This window comes from Pantoea eucrina (genome assembly GCF_020079945.1).
Lineage (GTDB): Bacteria > Pseudomonadota > Gammaproteobacteria > Enterobacterales > Enterobacteriaceae > Pantoea > Pantoea eucrina.
The window spans coordinates 257,086-273,725 of sequence record NZ_CP083448.1; the positions used below are offsets into that span (position 1 = coordinate 257,086).

16 protein-coding genes are annotated in these 16,640 nt (G+C 55.3%); 12 read left to right on the forward strand and 4 right to left on the reverse strand.

Annotation, left to right across the window (positions count from 1 at the left end; all coding sequences use genetic code 11):
• Nucleotides 1-4: 4 nt before the first annotated feature.
• Nucleotides 5-217 (forward strand): CsbD family protein, encoded by a 213-nt coding sequence (locus tag LAC65_RS01145; protein WP_039381972.1) that lies wholly within the window; start codon nt 5-7, stop codon nt 215-217.
• 50 nt (nt 218-267) lie between these two features.
• Here the strand turns inward: LAC65_RS01145 and zur are convergent, their stop codons facing one another.
• On the reverse strand, nt 268-789 hold the full coding sequence (zur, locus tag LAC65_RS01150; protein WP_039381974.1) for a zinc uptake transcriptional repressor Zur: 522 nt from the start codon (nt 787-789) through the stop codon (nt 268-270).
• Between the two features lie 388 nt (nt 790-1,177).
• On the opposite strand from zur, the gene LAC65_RS01155 reads away from it, so the two are divergent.
• The 3 genes from LAC65_RS01155 (at nt 1,178) to pspG (ending at nt 3,970) form a co-directional block, all read left to right on the forward strand.
• On the forward strand, nt 1,178-2,440 hold the full coding sequence (locus LAC65_RS01155; protein ID WP_166714333.1) for a conjugal transfer protein TraF: 1,263 nt from the start codon (nt 1,178-1,180) through the stop codon (nt 2,438-2,440).
• Nucleotides 2,441-2,530: 90 nt separating this feature from the next.
• Nucleotides 2,531-3,526, forward strand: coding sequence for a tRNA dihydrouridine(20/20a) synthase DusA (dusA, locus tag LAC65_RS01160; RefSeq protein ID WP_071668450.1), 996 nt, complete (start codon nt 2,531-2,533; stop codon nt 3,524-3,526).
• A 213-nt stretch (nt 3,527-3,739) separates the two neighbouring features.
• Complete coding sequence (pspG, locus tag LAC65_RS01165; RefSeq protein WP_052246514.1) at nt 3,740-3,970, forward strand: envelope stress response protein PspG; 231 nt, start codon at nt 3,740-3,742, stop codon at nt 3,968-3,970.
• A 180-nt stretch (nt 3,971-4,150) separates the two neighbouring features.
• Here the strand turns inward: pspG and LAC65_RS01170 are convergent, their stop codons facing one another.
• Nucleotides 4,151-5,134, reverse strand: a complete 984-nt coding sequence (locus LAC65_RS01170) for a quinone oxidoreductase (protein ID WP_039381983.1) — start codon at nt 5,132-5,134, stop codon at nt 4,151-4,153.
• 73 nt (nt 5,135-5,207) lie between these two features.
• Between LAC65_RS01170 and dnaB the strand changes: the two genes are divergently transcribed.
• The 6 genes from dnaB (at nt 5,208) to LAC65_RS01200 (ending at nt 10,239) form a co-directional block, all read left to right on the forward strand.
• Entirely contained in the window at nt 5,208-6,614 is a 1,407-nt protein-coding gene (gene dnaB / locus LAC65_RS01175) for a replicative DNA helicase (RefSeq protein ID WP_039381986.1), read from the forward strand.
• Nucleotides 6,615-6,742: 128 nt separating this feature from the next.
• The gene (locus LAC65_RS01180) at nt 6,743-7,234 is read left to right on the forward strand and encodes an Lrp/AsnC family transcriptional regulator (RefSeq protein ID WP_224144802.1); all 492 of its coding nucleotides are present in this window, start codon (nt 6,743-6,745) and stop codon (nt 7,232-7,234) included.
• A 228-nt stretch (nt 7,235-7,462) separates the two neighbouring features.
• Nucleotides 7,463-8,077 (forward strand): YitT family protein, encoded by a 615-nt coding sequence (locus LAC65_RS01185; RefSeq protein ID WP_039381991.1) that lies wholly within the window; start codon nt 7,463-7,465, stop codon nt 8,075-8,077.
• A gap of 47 nt (nt 8,078-8,124) precedes the next feature.
• Nucleotides 8,125-9,318 carry an amino acid aminotransferase gene (locus tag LAC65_RS01190; RefSeq protein WP_203025531.1) on the forward strand — a complete coding sequence of 398 codons (1,194 nt, stop codon included), beginning with the start codon at nt 8,125-8,127 and terminating at the stop codon, nt 9,316-9,318.
• Nucleotides 9,319-9,468: 150 nt separating this feature from the next.
• Entirely contained in the window at nt 9,469-9,885 is a 417-nt protein-coding gene (locus tag LAC65_RS01195; RefSeq protein ID WP_039381997.1) for a secondary thiamine-phosphate synthase enzyme YjbQ, read from the forward strand.
• A gap of 3 nt (nt 9,886-9,888) precedes the next feature.
• Complete coding sequence (locus LAC65_RS01200) at nt 9,889-10,239, forward strand: MmcQ/YjbR family DNA-binding protein (RefSeq protein WP_039381999.1); 351 nt, start codon at nt 9,889-9,891, stop codon at nt 10,237-10,239.
• 4 nt (nt 10,240-10,243) lie between these two features.
• Here LAC65_RS01200 and LAC65_RS01205 read toward each other — a convergent pair whose 3' ends face one another.
• The gene (locus tag LAC65_RS01205; RefSeq protein WP_039382002.1) at nt 10,244-11,308 is read right to left on the reverse strand and encodes an NAD(P)-dependent alcohol dehydrogenase; all 1,065 of its coding nucleotides are present in this window, start codon (nt 11,306-11,308) and stop codon (nt 10,244-10,246) included.
• Nucleotides 11,309-11,566: 258 nt separating this feature from the next.
• Complete coding sequence (gene uvrA, locus LAC65_RS01210) at nt 11,567-14,395, reverse strand: excinuclease ABC subunit UvrA (protein ID WP_039382007.1); 2,829 nt, start codon at nt 14,393-14,395, stop codon at nt 11,567-11,569.
• Nucleotides 14,396-14,621: 226 nt separating this feature from the next.
• Here uvrA and LAC65_RS01215 point away from each other — a divergent pair, with 226 nt between their 5' ends.
• On the forward strand, nt 14,622-15,182 hold the full coding sequence (locus LAC65_RS01215) for a single-stranded DNA-binding protein (protein ID WP_039382009.1): 561 nt from the start codon (nt 14,622-14,624) through the stop codon (nt 15,180-15,182).
• 315 nt (nt 15,183-15,497) lie between these two features.
• The gene (locus tag LAC65_RS01220; protein WP_039382012.1) at nt 15,498-16,613 is read left to right on the forward strand and encodes a type IV toxin-antitoxin system AbiEi family antitoxin; all 1,116 of its coding nucleotides are present in this window, start codon (nt 15,498-15,500) and stop codon (nt 16,611-16,613) included.
• Nucleotides 16,614-16,640: the final 27 nt, after the last annotated feature.

Genomic DNA, 16,640 nt, shown 5'->3' on the forward strand with positions numbered 1-16,640 from the left:
TGCAATGAACAGAGATGAAGCGAGTGGCAGCCGGAAACAGTTTAAAGGAAAATGCAAAGAGCAGTGGGGCAAGCTGACCGATGATGACCTGAGCGTGATCGAAGGCAGACGCGAGCAGCTGATCGGCAAAATTCAGGAGCGTTACGGCTATGCCAGAGCAGAAGCGGAGCGCGAAGTAAACGAATGGGAAAGCCGGCACAACGATCCACACAGCTAGTGCCACCCCGCTTCAGAGCATAACCCGCCCGCATGCCTTCAGGCGTGTGCTCAGCCCTTTTTGCCGCGTTTTTTACTCATCGCTTCATGATCGTGCGCGCAGCCGGCGTGCTGTGTACAGGCGGCAATTTCCGCACAGTTTTCGCACAGGCCGTGCGCTTCAATTACCGTATGGCGCAGGCTGAAGTTTGCCTGGTCAGCCAGTCCCGCAATGATTTTTTCCACGCCGTGCGCCTGCTGTTCACTCACTGCGGCACAGCTGTCGCAAACCAGCATGACAGAGCTGTGGGCCGGCTCATTGAAATGATGGCAGACCACATAGCTGTTGTTGGACTCCACGCGGTGGATAAATCCCTGCTCCAGCAAAAAGTCGAGGGCGCGGTAAATCGTGGGCGGCTTCGCCTGAGGCTCACTCATACGCAGCTGATCCAGCAGATCGTAGGCGCTGACAGAACCTTTCTGCTCAGCCATCAGGCGCAGTACTTCGGCACGCTGTGGCGTAAGACGCACGCCGCGATCGAGACAGAGCGCCTCGACCTGGGTCAGCAGCTGCGCTGGGGTAAGAGTTGACATAATGTTCTCCGGCTAACAGGTGATGTTATTTTATCACACTCCATCCGCCCATGCTGTTTTTGCCTGCCCTGGCCGAAGCGTGCTGTCGATCACACTTATCCGGCAATTTTAAGCGTGTTTAGCGCGCTATTTTTGCTTTGCAAGTGACCAGATTCCCGATATGGTTCAGGCAGGCTAAAGTTATCACTGGCCTTATAAGAGCAATAATTCGCCTGAGTGGCTAAAAAAAGCGCAGTGTGACGCAATCGTGTCCAATTCTGCGAACAGCAGTGCTTATCCCTTTCAGTTCACAGCAATGAAGCGTTAGCCGCCATTCAGAATAGCGGTTAACACCATTATTTCGCCTACGCGACACTCAATAATTTTTTAAGGTGATAGCAGCCTCATGATGACAACACGCTTTACGCTGGCCCGGGTGGCTTATTTTGCTGGTTTAAACGCGCTGCTGGTTTCCTCTTCAGCGCTGGCCGCGGGAACCTGGTATGATGCGCGCAATGATGCGATGGGCGGAACCGGTGTCGCATCGTCGCACTGGAGCTCTGCCGTGCTGGCTAACCCCGCGCTGATGACACGCGCGCAGCCGGAAGAGAACGCCGGCATTATTTTTCCCTCTGCCGGGTTACAGGTGACGGATAAAGACAAGCTGGTCGATCGCATTGATGACATCACCGATACGGTTGATCGCTATCGCGACGTGATTGATAACATCAACGCGAATCTCATCTCGGATCCGTTTGCCGCCATCAATGCGGTACCGCAACTGCGTGCCGCAGCCGGTGATATGGCCGATCAGCTGCGCGGGCTTAAAGGTAACAAAGCGGATGCCACCGCTGGCGTTGCGCTGGCCGTCACCGTTCCCAATGCGACGCTGCCGTTTGCTTTTATTACCAAAGCCTATGGCACCGCCCATATCCGGGCCAATGTGGCTCAGAGCGATATCGATTATCTGGATAGTCTGGCAAACGGGGCGTTTCCGCAGCCGGGCGATCAGGATAACCTGCGCTCCAGCGCGAACGGACTGGCAGCGCTGGTCACCGATTATGGTATCGCCATGGCGCATGAGTTCACGGTTGCCGGTCATCCGGTCTCGCTCGGTATTACGCCCAAGCTGCAGAAGACCTGGCTCTATAACTACAGCGCCAGCGTCTATAACTACGATAAAAACGATCTTAAAAACGGACGCTATCGCAGTTCAGACACCGGCTTTAACGTTGATGCCGGTCTCGCAACCGCGTTTGCTGAAAACTGGACGTTTGGTCTGACCGGGCAGAACCTGATCTCACGCGATCTGGAAACCAAAGTCGTCAATGGCTATCGCGATACCTATCAAATCCGTCCGCTGGTGACAACCGGACTGGCATGGGAGCGCGGGCCGGTTACCCTGACCGGCGATGTGGACCTGACGGAAACCAAACGCTTTAAGTCGCAGGAGAGCAGCCAGTATGCGGGCGCAGGCGCGGAATATCGCGTGCTCGACTGGCTGGCACTGCGGGCAGGCTATCGCGCCGATCTGAAATCAAATGACGTTAACGTGGTTACCGCCGGCCTCGGGCTGTCGCCGTTTAATAATGCGGTGCATCTGGATCTCGCGGGCTCCGCCGGTAAAGATCGTACCTGGGGTGCGATGGTACAGCTCGGCTTTAACTTCTGACGGGTCTGTCACGGGCGGCTGTGTCGTCCGTGACGGCTGTGGTATCATTGCGCAGTTTCTCATCATTTAACTCCGGATCTACTGCGCTTCATGACTGATAACTTCTCTTCGCAACGCTTCTCTATCGCGCCGATGCTCGACTGGACCGATCGTCACTGCCGCTATTTTCATCGCAAGCTGACCGGCGATACGCTGCTCTATACCGAAATGGTGACGACCGGCGCGATTATTCATGGCAAAGGCGATTACCTTGCCTATAGCGAAGAGGAGCATCCGGTTGCGCTGCAGCTGGGCGGCAGCGATCCGGCGGCGCTGGCGCAGTGTGCCCGACTGGCTGAAGCGCGCGGTTACGATCAGATCAACCTTAACGTGGGCTGTCCTTCCGACCGCGTACAGAACGGTCGTTTTGGTGCCTGCCTGATGGCGGATGCGAACCTGGTGGCTGACTGCATTAAAGCGATGCGCGATGTGGTTTCTATTCCGGTCACGGTAAAAACCCGCATCGGTATTGATGAGCAGGACAGCTACGCGTTTCTGCGCGACTTTACCGGCACCGTGGCAGAGCGGGGCGGCTGCGACACCTTTATCATTCACGCTCGCAAAGCCTGGCTGTCAGGCCTGAGCCCCAAAGAGAACCGGGAGATCCCGCCGCTGGACTATCCGCGCGTTTATCAGCTAAAACGTGATTTTCCGGCGCTGACCATGGCGATCAACGGCGGGGTAAAAACGCTGGAAGAGGCCAAGACGCACCTGATGCATCTGGATGGCGTGATGATGGGCCGCGAAGCGTATCAAAATCCTTCCGTGCTGGCGCAGGTTGACCGCGAGCTTTTTGGCCGCACAACGCCGGCAGTGGATCTGGTCGCCGTTGTGCGTTCAATGTATCCCTATATCGAAGCGGAACTGACGCAGGGCACTTATCTGGGGCACGTCACCCGGCATATGCTGGGGCTGTTTCAGGGTATTCCGGGTGCCCGTCAGTGGCGACGGTATCTGAGCGAAAATGCCCATAAACCGGGTGCTGATGTGCGGGTGCTGGAAGCCGCGCTGGCGCTGGTGGCCGATCGCATCCCCCAGGAAGCGTAATCCGCGCGCTCTGAAAACCGCAGCAGAAAGGTGCGGTTTTATTTTGCCTGAAACCTGGTTTTTTTCACCACTTCTACCGCAGTGCCCTGAATAAATACTTTTCAATCAATATCTTATAAATTAACCGATCTGGCACGAAAATTGTATCTGTCAGCAGAGTCCTGACAGAGGAGAATAGACGTGGAAATTGTATTTGTGCTTGGGTTCTTTTTAATGCTGTTGCTGACCGGCGTTTCCCTGCTGGGGGTGATTGCGGCTTTAGCCGTTGCCACCGCGCTGATGTTTTTAACCGGCCTGTTTGCCTTTGTTATAAAACTGTTACCCTGGCTGCTGCTGGCCGTGGTCGCCGTCTGGGTCTGGCGCAGCGTTACCACACCGGGTAGCAGCACCAGACTGAACCGGCTCAGGAGAAAAATCAGCAGGATGGAGCGACGCGGCTGGTAAAAAATGCGGCTCAGATCACAGCGCTGAATTCCGCTGGCGCTAAATAAAACGTAAACATATTTTTTACTTATGTTTTCTGCCACTATACGTATACAGATTCAGTACCGCTGTCCCTACACCAGCGCGAACTAAAAAAAGAATCAGGGGCTTCCTTCAGGAAGCCCTCTTTTTTTGCCTGCATCAGGGCAGCAGCAGGCTGGAGCCCTGGGTCGCACGACTCTCCAGTATCTGATGCGCGCGCATGGCATCGCGCAGCGGGAACTTCTGCTGCTCCGGTACGTTTACCTGAATGGCGCGGCTGGCTATCAGGGAAAAGAGTTCACTGCTCGCCTGCTCCAGCTCCTCACGGTTTGTGATATAGCCAAACAGCGACGGGCGGGTGACAAACAGAGAGCCTTTCTTATTAAGAATTCCTAAATCCACGCCGGTTACCGGGCCGGAGGCGTTGCCAAAGCTGACCAGCAGCCCGTGGCGCTGCAGAGAGTCGAGCGATGGTTCCCAGGTATCCTTACCGACAGAGTCGTACACCACGGCCACTTTTTTCCCCTGCGTCAGTTCGCTGACGCGCTGTGCAATATCCTCTTCGCGATAGTTGATGGTGGCCCATGCGCCAGCCGCTTTGGCAATCTGCGCTTTTTCGGCAGAACCCACCGTGCCGATAAGATGTGCACCCAGCGCTTTGGCCCACTGGCAGGCAATCAGACCCACACCGCCTGCGGCAGCATGAAACAGAAACGTCTCATCCGCTTTGACTTTCCAGGTTTGTCGCAGCAGATACTGGACCGTCAGCCCTTTAAGAAATGAGGCAGCCGCCGTTTCAAAAGAGATACTCTCCGGCAGCAGCGCCAGCCGCTCTTCCGCAACGTTGTGAAGTTCACTGTAAGCGCCCAGAGCGGCCTGACAGTAAACCACCCGATCGCCAGGCTGAAAACGCGTGACCGCTGCGCCCACTTTGCTGACCACGCCTGCCGCTTCGGTACCGAGTCCGGAAGGAAAGGCTGAAACCGGGTAGAGCCCGCTGCGCACATAGGTGTCGATATAGTTGATGCCTATCGCCCGGTTTTCTACCTGCACCTCATGCTCAGCCGGATCGGCAGGATCAAAATCTGCCCACTGCAAAACCTCCGGGCCACCGTGCTGACTGAACTGAATACGCTTTGCCATGCTGACTCCTGTGAATGTTCATCCGGGGGCGGTATACTTGCGCGTCCCTTTCACGATCGGTAATGCATTCACTATGGCAGGAAACAAACCCACCAACAAATCGAACGAACCCCGCGATCGGCAGCTGGAAGGCGTAAAAATGCCGCCGCACTCCATAGAAGCGGAGCAGTCGGTGCTGGGTGGGTTGATGCTGGACAACGAGCGCTGGGACAACGTCTCTGAGCGCGTTGTCGCAGACGATTTTTTTAACCGCTCACACCGCATGATTTTTGCTGAGATGCAGCGGCTGCTGGAGCTGGGCCAGCCTATCGACCTGATCACGCTGTCAGAGTCGCTGGAAACGCGCGGCGAGCTGGAGATGGCGGGCGGCTTTGCCTATCTGGCCGAACTCGCGAAAAATACGCCAAGTGCGGCTAACATCGGCGCCTATGCAGATATCGTGCGCGAACGTGCGGTAGTGCGTGAGATGATCGCGGTTGCCAATCAGATTGCCGACGCCGGTTACGATCCGCAGGGGCGGAGCAGTGAAGATCTGCTCGACTTTGCCGAATCCAACGTCTTTAAAATCGCCGAGCAGCGCGCGAATAAAGATGACGGCCCGCAGAACATTGAGCAGATCCTTGAAGCCACCGTGTCCCGTATTGAAGCGCTGGTCTCAACGCCGCACGATGGCGTAACCGGCGTAGATACCGGCTATCAGGATCTGAACAAAAAAACGGCTGGCCTGCAGGGGTCCGATCTGATTATCGTGGCGGCGCGTCCCTCAATGGGTAAAACCACGTTCGCCATGAACCTGTGCGAAAACGCCGCGATGCTCAATGAGAAACCGGTGCTGATCTTCAGTCTGGAGATGCCCAGCGAGCAGCTGATGATGCGTATGCTGGCATCTCTGTCGCGCGTGGACCAGACGCGTATTCGTACCGGCCAGCTGGAAGATGAGGACTGGGCGCGCATCTCCGCCACGATGGGTATTCTGCTGGAGAAGAAAAACATCTTTATTGATGACTCTTCCGGCCTGACGCCAACCGAAGTACGCTCGCGTGCCCGCCGCGTGTTCCGCGAAAATGGCGGTCTGAGCATGATCATGATCGACTATCTGCAGCTGATGCGCGTGCCGTCGCACTCCGAGAACCGTACGCTGGAGATCGCCGAAATTTCGCGTTCATTGAAAGCGCTGGCCAAAGAGCTGAATGTGCCGGTCGTGGCGCTGTCGCAGCTAAACCGTTCACTGGAGCAGCGCGCCGACAAACGTCCGGTTAACTCCGATCTGCGTGAATCAGGATCGATCGAGCAGGATGCTGACCTGATCATGTTTATCTACCGCGATGAGGTTTATCACGAAAACAGCGATCTGAAAGGCATCGCTGAGATCATCATCGGCAAGCAGCGTAACGGGCCGATCGGTACCGTGCGTCTTACCTTCAACGGCCAGTGGTCGCGCTTTGACAACTACGCCGGCCCGCAATACGACGACGAATAAGCCTTTGCCTGCCAGTGCATGCACGTTTTGTGCATGCATCTCACGTCATCAGAAAATAGTGTTGGACAAGGCGACCCGCTATCAGGTTATCTGTGCCAAAGCGAATGTGACAACGCTGTGGGATCAGAATGACGCAGGTAGATGATTACGATCTTAATATATTGACGCTATTACAATCTAACGGCCGTCTTACCAATCAGGAACTGAGCGATCTGGTGGGGTTATCCGCATCACAATGCTCACGCCGCCGCATCAACCTTGAACAGGCGAATTTAATCCTTGGCTATCATGCCCGGCTGTCGCCTGATGCGGTGGGTCTCGGCATGGTCGGACTGATTGAAGTGCGGCTGAAAAACCATACGCCTGATTACGAAGATAATTTTTTGCAGATGGTGGAAGCGGAACCCGCCATTGTTGACGCGTTTAAAACCACCGGAGACGCTGACTATCTGCTGAAAGTGGCGGTGGCCGATCTCGCCTCGCTGAGCGCGCTGATCAGCCAGCTGGTGGCGGGCCATCAGAGCGTGTCGCACGTTAAAACGGCGGTGGTACTCAACCGGCTGAAAGAGAATGGCCTGATGATGAAGCCTGCGCACAAAGTGCGCCATAAAGGTGCATAATGCGCCATAAAAGTGCATCAGACTCCCTCTCTCTGCTTATTTCTCGCGATTAAGACCGAATTTGTGCATGAATCAACGGTTTTATTCTGATTCATGCATAAAACTGTGCAATAAAGCGCCTTAGATATCAATGGGATATTCGCTGGTACCCTCCGGCTAAGCAGCAGCGAGGCCGGAGTGGTGCGTTTTTTGCAGCTATATCGCTTTTATTTGCACAGAGAACTCTTGATGGACAACATCGCTCAGCCAGTGGCGGCTCCTCACTCCCGTATCGAAGATGCGCTGGCTATCGTGCTGGGAACGCTGATGGTCTCATTTGGCGTCATGCTGCTGAAGCAGGCGGGCGCGCTGACCGGCGGAACGGCCGGTATCGCGTTTTTAATCAGCTACCTTTCATCCTCCTCTTTCGGCGCCGCCTTTTTTGCCATCAATCTGCCGTTTTACTGGCTGGCGATACGCCGCATGGGGTGGGAATTTACCTGCAAAACCTTTGGTGCCGTGGCGCTGGTTTCCCTGTTCACACAGCTGCATCCGCTGTTTATCCACTTTTCGGCATTAAATCCTTTTTATGCGACACTGTTCGGTAACGTGGTCATGGGGATCGGGTTTATAGTGTTGTTTCGTCACAAAGCCAGCCTGGGTGGTATCAATATTCTGGCGCTCTGGCTGCAGGATCGCACTGGTCTGCGTGCCGGGAAGCTACAGATGATGGTTGATACCTGTGTGGTATGCGCCTCGCTGTTTGTCGTACCGCTACCGATGCTGCTGGCCTCTGTTGCGGGCGCGGCGATCCTCAACCTTATCATTGCGCTGAACCATCGTCCTGGCCGCTATCAGGTATAAAAGCGCCGTCTTACGCTTACTCATGCATTTTTATGGAGATCTGCACCGTGTTTCAAAACGTTGATGCCTACGCCGGCGATCCGATTCTGTCGCTGATGGAAACCTACAAACAAGATCCGCGCGCGCATAAAGTCAATCTCAGTATCGGCCTGTTCTACAACGAAGCAGGGATCGTTCCGCAGCTGCAGGCCGTTGCGGCAGCTGAAGAGCGTCTGCAGGCGCAGCCGCATCAGGCATCACTCTATCTGCCGATGGAAGGTTTAGGCCCTTACCGCAACGCCATTGCGCCGCTGCTGTTTGGTCACGAACACCCGGTGCTGAAAGCGGGACGCATCGCGTCTATTCAGACGCTGGGTGGTTCCGGTGCGCTGAAAGTGGGGGCTGATTTCCTGAAGCGCTATTTTCCGCACTCAGAGGTCTGGGTCAGCGATCCGACCTGGGAAAATCACGTAGCGATTTTTAACGGCGCGGGCTTCGCGGTAAACACCTACCCCTGGTACGATGCTGAGACCAACGGCGTTAAGTTTGACGCATTTATCCGCTGCCTGAAATCGCTGTCGAAGCATGCCATTGTGCTGCTGCATCCCTGCTGCCATAACCCGACCGGCGCCGATCTCACTGACGCCCAGTGGGATGAGACCACCGCCGTGCTGAAAGCGCAGGAGCTGATCCCGTTCCTCGATATCGCCTATCAGGGCTTTGGTGCAGGAATGGAAGAGGATGCTTACGCCATTCGCGCTATCGCAGCCGCGGGTCTGCCGGCGCTGGTGAGCAACTCATTTTCCAAGATCTTCTCGCTCTATGGCGAGCGCGTGGGCGGGCTCTCTGTGGTCTGCGACAGCGCTGAAGAAGCGGGACGGGTGCTGGGTCAGCTGAAAGCCACCGTGCGCCGCAACTACTCCAGTCCGCCAAATTTTGGTGCGCAGGTAGTCTCCTGCGTGCTGAATGATGCCGCATTACTGAACATGTGGCTGGCAGAAGTTGAAGCGATGCGCCTGCGTATTGCGGAGATGCGCCAGGCGCTGGTCAGCGAGCTGCAGGCAATTCTGCCGGGTAAAAATGTCGACTATCTGCTGAAGCAGCGCGGTATGTTCAGCTACACCGGTCTCAGCGCACAGCAGGTTGATCGCCTGCGCGATGAGTTCGGGATCTATCTTATCGCCAGCGGGCGTATGTGCGTTGCTGGTCTGAACCGCAGTAACGTTAAACGCGTTGCAGAGGCGTTTGCTGCCGTTATGTAACCGCCGGACGCGACACCACGAACCATCCGTTTTAATGCGGATGGTTTTTTTTTGCGTCTGCCAGGCAGGCTGATGCTTTTTCCTGCGGCAGGGTTTACCTTTCGCCAACATGCTGCACACTTAAGAGACCTGTTTTTTTAGGACTTTGCTATGTGGCAGCAACAGACCCTCACCCTGAGCGCAAAAGCGCGCGGGTTTCACCTCATTACCAATGAGATCTTAAGCCAGCTTAACGGCCTCAATGGCGTGCGCATCGGCCAGCTGCATCTGCTGTTACAGCATACCTCCGCGTCGCTGACGCTGAATGAAAACTGCGATCCCACCGTGCGCAGCGACATGGAGCAGCATTTCTTACGCCAGGTGCCTGAAAACGCAGGGTGGCAGCACGATTATGAAGGCGCAGACGATATGCCTGCCCATATCAAGTCGTCACTGCTGGGCGTTTCACTGCTGCTGCCGGTCAGTCGCGGGCGGCTGATGCTGGGGACCTGGCAGGGCATCTGGCTGGGCGAACATCGCATACAGGGCGGTGCCAGACGCATCGTCGCGACTTTACAAGGGGAATAACCAATGACGATTTCTGAGCTATTGACCTACTGCATGAGCAAACCCGCCGCAGAACAGGACATTAAAGAGGCGTGGGATGCAACGCAGATTAAGAGCCACGGTGTGCTGTTTGCCATGCTTTATGAGAAAGCAGGGCGGCCGGCGGTGACGCTGAAAACCTCTCCCGCACTGGCTGAACTGTTGCGTGAAGAGCACAGCGACGTCTTTCCCAGCGAATACCTGAATAAATCCTGCTGGAGCACGCTGTGGCTGGATGGATCGCTGAAGGATTCGCAGATTTACTATCTGGTTGACGCCTCTTACCAGCAGGCCGACGCCACGCACGCGGCGGGCGCCAGCCAGCACAACGCCTGAGCCGTTACGCCGCAGGCGTATCGCGCAGGGTATTGATATCGATGACAAAGCGATATTTTACATCGCTTTTCAGCATGCGCTCATACGCCTCATTAATTTGATCCATGGCAATCAGTTCAATGTCTGAGGTGATGCCGTGCTTGCCACAGAAATCGAGCATCTCCTGCGTTTCAGCGATGCCGCCGATCAGCGAGCCAGAGACACTGCGGCGTTTGAAAATCAGGTTAACCACCTGAGGTGCCGGATGATCGTGCTCGGGCACACCGACCAGCGTCATATTGCCATCACGCTTCAGCAGGGTGATAAACGGGTTGAGATCGTGCTGTGCGGCTACCGTGTTCAGAATAAAATCGAAACTGTTAGCGTGGGCCGCCATCTGATCGGCATCTTTAGATATCACCACTTCATCAGCGCCAAGACGTTTGCCATCTTCGACTTTTGATGGCGATGTCGTAAACAGCACGACCTGCGCGCCCATCGCATGGGCAATTTTCACCCCCATATGGCCCAGGCCGCCGAGGCCTACGATACCCACTTTTTTGCCCGGCCCGACATTCCAGTGGCGCAGCGGCGAATAGGTGGTGATCCCCGCGCACAGCAGCGGCGCAACGCCTGCCAGGTCGAGGTTTTCCGGCACGCGCAGCACAAAATCTTCGTTGACCACCATGCTGGTGGAGTAGCCACCGTAGGTGACCGCGCCGGTTTCGCGATCCTGGCCGTTGTAGGTGCCTGTCATGCCCTCTTCGCAATACTGCTCCAGCCCTTCCTGACAGCTCGGACAGCTGCGGCAGGAGTCAACCATACAGCCAACGCCCACCAGGTCACCGGGCTGATATTTATGGCTGTGCGCGCCCACGGCGGTTACGCGACCGACAATTTCATGGCCCGGTACGACCGGAAAAATTGTGTTGTTCCATTCGTTGCGCGCCTGGTGTAGATCGGAGTGGCAGACGCCGCAATAGAGCACTTCAATCTCCACATCATGCTCACGCAGTTCGCGCGGTTTGTAGTCGAACGGGGCGAGTTTTGATTTGGCGTCCTGTGCAGCCCAGGCATGGGTAATATTCATGATGTCTCCAGTCGGATGTGTCGTGAGTAGGGTATGCAAACGCCTTACGGAGTTCGAAAGGCCGCAACGCTGAGGCAGCGTTGCAAGCAGACCGCTATAAGCGTAGTCAGCTCGCCTGGATGCGACCATGCCTGAAGTTGTCTGATTCTTGCCTGTTTCTGCATTTTGTTGCGTAATCAGGCACGTCTGAATAACCGGCAAATAAAAAGCCGCCCCGGAGGGCGGCCTGATAATGGTAAAGGCGCAGACAGAAAAGGCTTACTTCTTCAGCATCGGTTTCAGGAAGCGTGCGGTATGTGACTTTTCACACTCTGCCACGGTTTCCGGCGTACCGGCGACCAGGATCTCACCGCCGCCGCTGCCGCCTTCGGGACCCAGATCCACGATCCAGTCTGCGGTTTTAATCACATCCAGATTATGCTCAATCACCACAATGGTATTGCCCTGATTACGCAGCTGATGCAGGACTTCCAGCAGCTGCGCAATATCGGCAAAGTGCAGGCCGGTGGTCGGCTCATCCAGAATATAGAGCGTCTGTCCGGTACCGCGCTTCGACAGCTCACGCGCCAGCTTGACGCGCTGCGCCTCACCACCGGAGAGCGTGGTGGCGGACTGGCCGAGACGGATATAGGAGAGGCCGACATCCATCAGCGTCTGCAGCTTGCGTGCCAGCGCCGGGACCGCTTCAAAGAAGTCGCGCGCTTCTTCAATCGTCATCTCCAGCACTTCGTGAATGCTTTTGCCTTTGTACTTGATCTCCAGCGTTTCGCGGTTATAGCGCTTGCCTTTACACTGATCGCACGGCACATAGATGTCGGGCAGGAAGTGCATTTCCACTTTGATCACGCCATCGCCCTGGCACGCTTCACAGCGTCCGCCGCGCACGTTAAAGCTGAAGCGGCCCGGATTGTAGCCGCGCGAGCGCGACTCCGGCACACCGGCAAAGAGTTCACGCACCGGCGTAAAAATGCCGGTATAGGTCGCCGGGTTAGATCGTGGCGTACGCCCGATCGGGCTTTGATCGATGTCGATCACTTTATCGAAGTGTTCAAGGCCGGCGATCTCACGATAAGGTGCCGCTTCACCGCTGGTTGCACCGTTAAGCTGCTGCTGCGCGATCGGGAAAAGCGTATCGTTGATAAGCGTTGATTTCCCGGAGCCGGAGACGCCGGTGATGCAGGTAAACAGGCCAACCGGCAGCGTCAGCGTCACATCCTTCAGGTTATTGCCGCGCGCGCCGGTGAGCTTCAGCACTTTAGCCGGATCGCCTTTCACCCGCTCGGCCGGCACTGCGATTTCGCGCTTGCCGCTCAGGAACTGGCCGGTCAGCGACTCTTCATGCGCCATAATGGCGTGTACATCACCTTCAGCCACTATCTGTCCGCCGTGCACGCCCGCGCCCGGACCGATATCAATGATATGGTCAGCCGCTCTGATCGCGTCTTCGTCATGCTCTACCACAATCACGGTATTGCCGAGATCGCGCAGGTGGATCAGGGTCGAGAGCAGGCGTTCGTTATCGCGCTGGTGTAACCCGATAGAGGGCTCATCAAGAACGTACATGACGCCAACCAGGCCCGCGCCAATCTGGCTGGCCAGACGAATACGCTGCGCCTCGCCGCCGGAGAGCGTTTCAGCCGAACGTGACATGGAGAGATAGTTCAGACCGACGTTGACCAGGAAACTCAGCCTATCGCCGATCTCTTTCAGGACTTTCTCAGCAATTTTTGCGCGCTGGCCGCTCAATTTAAGGTTGGTGAAAAACTCCATCGCATGACCAATACTCATTTCAGAGATGGTAGGCAGATTGGTATCTTCAACAAATACGTGGCGCGCTTCGCGGCGCAGGCGGGTACCGTGACAGCTGGTGCAGGCGCGGTTGCTGATAAACTTCGCCAGCTCTTCGCGCACCGCATTGGACTCCGTCTCTTTATAACGGCGCTCCATATTATGCAGCACCCCTTCAAACGGATGACGCCGCACGGAAGTATCACCGCGATCGTTGATATATTTGAATTCAATATTCTCTTTGCCCGAGCCATACAGGATCACCTGACGCGCTTTGTCGCTCAGGCTGCTGAACGGCGCCTCTACGTCAAAATCGAGATGCTCAGCGAGCGAGCGCAGCATCTGGAAATAGTAGAAGTTGCGGCGATCCCAGCCGCGAATCGCACCGCCCGCCAGCGACAGCTCAGGGTTCTGCACCACGCGATCGGAATCGAAGTATTGCTGCACGCCAAGGCCGTCACAGGTCGGACAGGCGCCGGCCGGGTTGTTGAACGAAAACAGGCGCGGTTCCAGCTCACGCATGCTGTAGCCGCAGATCGGGCAGGCGAAGTTGGCGGAGAAGAGCATCTCTTCGCTGTCAGGATCGTCCATGTCCGCCACGATCGCGGTGCCGCCGCTGAGTTCAAGCGTGGTTTCAAACGACTCCGCCAGACGTGTCGCGAGATCGTCGCGCACGCGAAAACGATCGATGACGACTTCAATAGTGTGCTTTTTCTGCAGCTCAAGTTTCGGCGGATCGGAGAGATCGCACACTTCACCATCGATGCGGGCACGGATGTAACCCTGCGCCGCCAGGTTTTCCAGCGTTTTGGTGTGCTCACCTTTGCGATCTTTCACCACCGGTGCCAGCAGCATCAGGCGGCGACCCTCTTCCTGCGCCAGCACCTGATCCACCATCTGGCTTACGGTCTGCGCCGCAAGCGCGACGTCGTGATCGGGACAGCGCGGCTCACCCACGCGGGCAAACAGCAGGCGCAGGTAGTCGTGGATTTCAGTAATAGTACCCACCGTCGAGCGCGGGTTATGCGAAGTCGATTTCTGCTCAATGGAAATGGCGGGCGACAGGCCTTCGATGTGATCGACATCCGGCTTCTCCATCAGCGAGAGAAACTGGCGCGCGTAAGCAGAGAGGGACTCTACATAGCGCCGCTGACCTTCGGCATAGAGCGTATCAAACGCCAGCGATGACTTCCCGGAACCTGAGAGACCGGTGACAACGATCAGCTTATCGCGTGGAATGATCAGGTTAATATTTTTCAGATTGTGGGTGCGAGCACCGCGGACTTCGATCTTATCCATTCACCTTTCCCGGATTGAACTACACCCGCTATGCCAGCAAAGCATAACGGATAGAAACGCATCATTATGGCACAAAAAATAACCTGAATAAATATCCAGTAGTTTTATCCTTTGGTACACTAGAGACGCAAAACTGGAAGCACGCTCCAAAGTATCCATCATAGATCAGGACGTGTTAAACTTTGTCGTTTAGACTTATAGCATCAACTCATCGGGAGAGAGCAACATGGCCAGTCGTGGCGTAAACAAAGTGATTCTTGTCGGGAATCTGGGTCAGGATCCGGAAGTGCGTTTCATGCCAAACGGTGGCGCTGTAGCCAACTTCACGCTGGCCACGTCTGAAAGCTGGCGTGACAAGCAGACCGGTGAAAACAAAGAGAACACCGAATGGCACCGCGTTGTGCTGTTTGGCAAACTGGCTGAAGTTGCCGGCGAATATCTGCGTAAAGGCTCACAGGTCTATATTGAAGGTCAGCTGCGTACACGCAAGTGGCAGGATCAGAGCGGTCAGGAAAAATATACCACCGAGGTTGTTGTCAACGTAGGCGGCACCATGCAGATGCTGGGCGGACGTCAGCAGGGCGGTGCGAATGCAGGTGGCGCACCGATGGGCGGCCAGAGCGGCGGCGGAAATAACAACGGCTGGGGTCAGCCACAGCAGCCGCAGCAGCAGCAGTCTCAGGGCGGCAATCAGTTCAGCGGCGGCGCGCAGCAGCGTCCACAGCAGCAGAGCGCACCGGCGAACAACGAACCGCCAATGGATTTCGACGACGATATCCCGTTCTGAAGCTGACTGATAAGTCACCTTTTAAAATATATGCGCAAGCCCCTGTTAATATAGGGGCTTTTTATTTTGTACTTTCGGCACTCATCAAATATCAATTCATATCCGTTTTTTGATCCAAAGATCCTGCATGACAGCCAGGAGAAAAAAGAGTGGCATATTTTATCTGTATGGACGCGTCAGCTGATGTAAAGCAGGAAAGAGCTATATTAGCCTTAGAATAATTATTAGCTGCGCAGCTAATGATGCAATTATGACTAATATTAGCTAAGCTAGCTTTATTTTTGCACAGCTAATAACGGGCTGGAAACGAATGTCATGAGCCATTACCCACATTATTCAGAATTCGAACAACAGATGCTGGATGCACTGAGGGAAGCTATTGCTGAAGCCTTCGGCTCCGAAGCTTCTATACTGAATGCCTCACACGAGCTTCCCGAAGCTGGAGTTGAACTTGATGGCAAGATTGTGATCAAGACTCCTGGTAAAACCCTGCAGGTATTCGTCGACGTCAAAAAAAAGGTCTACCCAAGAGACCTGAGAAATGCTGTCTACCAGCTTCGCAGAGGCATAGATGAAACCAGTGATTGTCACGAAGCGATTGGACTGCTTGCTGCAGGTGAGTTGAGTCCCGGGGCTAAACAGGAGCTCAGGAATCAAAATATCGCCTCATTCGAGCTGGGGGGCAGCCTTTATCTGAAGCATGAAGGCTGGCTCATTAACATCGAAAAGCCTTCCCACCGTACCAAAAAGAACACTCATGGCATTGAGCTTTTCACTGAGGCTCGGGAAAGTGTAATACATGCGCTTCTGATGAATAGTCATAAGTGGTTAACCGGTGCAGAACTGGCCGAAAAAGCCGAAACATCTCCATACACCTGCTCTCTCGTCCTGCAGGAGCTGACGCTGCGTGAATGGGTGGAGTCTACTGGTAGAGGACCGGGCAAGCGCAGAATGCTCACTCACCCTGATAAGCTTTTAGACGCCTGGTCTGAGCAGTGGCAGGGGCGTAAAGAAAAAAGGTCAAAGTGGTACACCTTTGTCGAAACGCCCGAGCATCTGCTGGCTCACCTGGCGGAAGAGATAGACCGTCAGAAAGTGGATTATCCGTGGGCATTTACGGGTGCTGCTGCAGCGAATGTTTATGCTCCACTGCTGACCATTACTGAGGGAGCAGAAATCATTGTGCCCAGGGGCTATGCGGATAAGATGGCTGATAGATTAGGCCTGAAGCCAGTGAGTAAAGGGGCAAACGTTACGCTCATCGAGCGCGAACCTGCGAGCTTGCTTTATCGATATATGCGCTCGGATCAGCCTGCCTTTTTCGCCAGTCCTTACATTCTGTATCTGGACTTATTAGATGGTCGGGGCCGTAACAAGGAACTGGCGCAACATATCAGAGAACGATTGGAGTCTTTATGGCAACGGAATTGAAACCTCGTACAGCGGCTGGATACGATC

Excerpts from the sequence above, each read along its gene's own strand:
- LAC65_RS01145 (WP_039381972.1), top strand. The coding sequence starts at position 5 with ATGAACAGAGATGAAGCGAGTGGCAGCCGGAAACAGTTTAAAGGAAAA.
- zur (WP_039381974.1), bottom strand. The coding sequence starts at position 789 with ATGTCAACTCTTACCCCAGCGCAGCTGCTGACCCAGGTCGAGGCGCTC.
- LAC65_RS01155 (WP_166714333.1), top strand. The coding sequence starts at position 1,178 with ATGACAACACGCTTTACGCTGGCCCGGGTGGCTTATTTTGCTGGTTTA.
- dusA (WP_071668450.1), top strand. The coding sequence starts at position 2,531 with ATGACTGATAACTTCTCTTCGCAACGCTTCTCTATCGCGCCGATGCTC.
- pspG (WP_052246514.1), top strand. The coding sequence starts at position 3,740 with ATGCTGTTGCTGACCGGCGTTTCCCTGCTGGGGGTGATTGCGGCTTTA.
- LAC65_RS01170 (WP_039381983.1), bottom strand. The coding sequence starts at position 5,134 with ATGGCAAAGCGTATTCAGTTCAGTCAGCACGGTGGCCCGGAGGTTTTG.
- dnaB (WP_039381986.1), top strand. The coding sequence starts at position 5,208 with ATGGCAGGAAACAAACCCACCAACAAATCGAACGAACCCCGCGATCGG.
- LAC65_RS01180 (WP_224144802.1), top strand. The coding sequence starts at position 6,743 with ATGACGCAGGTAGATGATTACGATCTTAATATATTGACGCTATTACAA.
- LAC65_RS01185 (WP_039381991.1), top strand. The coding sequence starts at position 7,463 with ATGGACAACATCGCTCAGCCAGTGGCGGCTCCTCACTCCCGTATCGAA.
- LAC65_RS01195 (WP_039381997.1), top strand. The coding sequence starts at position 9,469 with ATGTGGCAGCAACAGACCCTCACCCTGAGCGCAAAAGCGCGCGGGTTT.
- LAC65_RS01200 (WP_039381999.1), top strand. The coding sequence starts at position 9,889 with ATGACGATTTCTGAGCTATTGACCTACTGCATGAGCAAACCCGCCGCA.
- LAC65_RS01205 (WP_039382002.1), bottom strand. The coding sequence starts at position 11,308 with ATGAATATTACCCATGCCTGGGCTGCACAGGACGCCAAATCAAAACTC.
- uvrA (WP_039382007.1), bottom strand. The coding sequence starts at position 14,395 with ATGGATAAGATCGAAGTCCGCGGTGCTCGCACCCACAATCTGAAAAAT.
- LAC65_RS01215 (WP_039382009.1), top strand. The coding sequence starts at position 14,622 with ATGGCCAGTCGTGGCGTAAACAAAGTGATTCTTGTCGGGAATCTGGGT.
- LAC65_RS01220 (WP_039382012.1), top strand. The coding sequence starts at position 15,498 with ATGAGCCATTACCCACATTATTCAGAATTCGAACAACAGATGCTGGAT.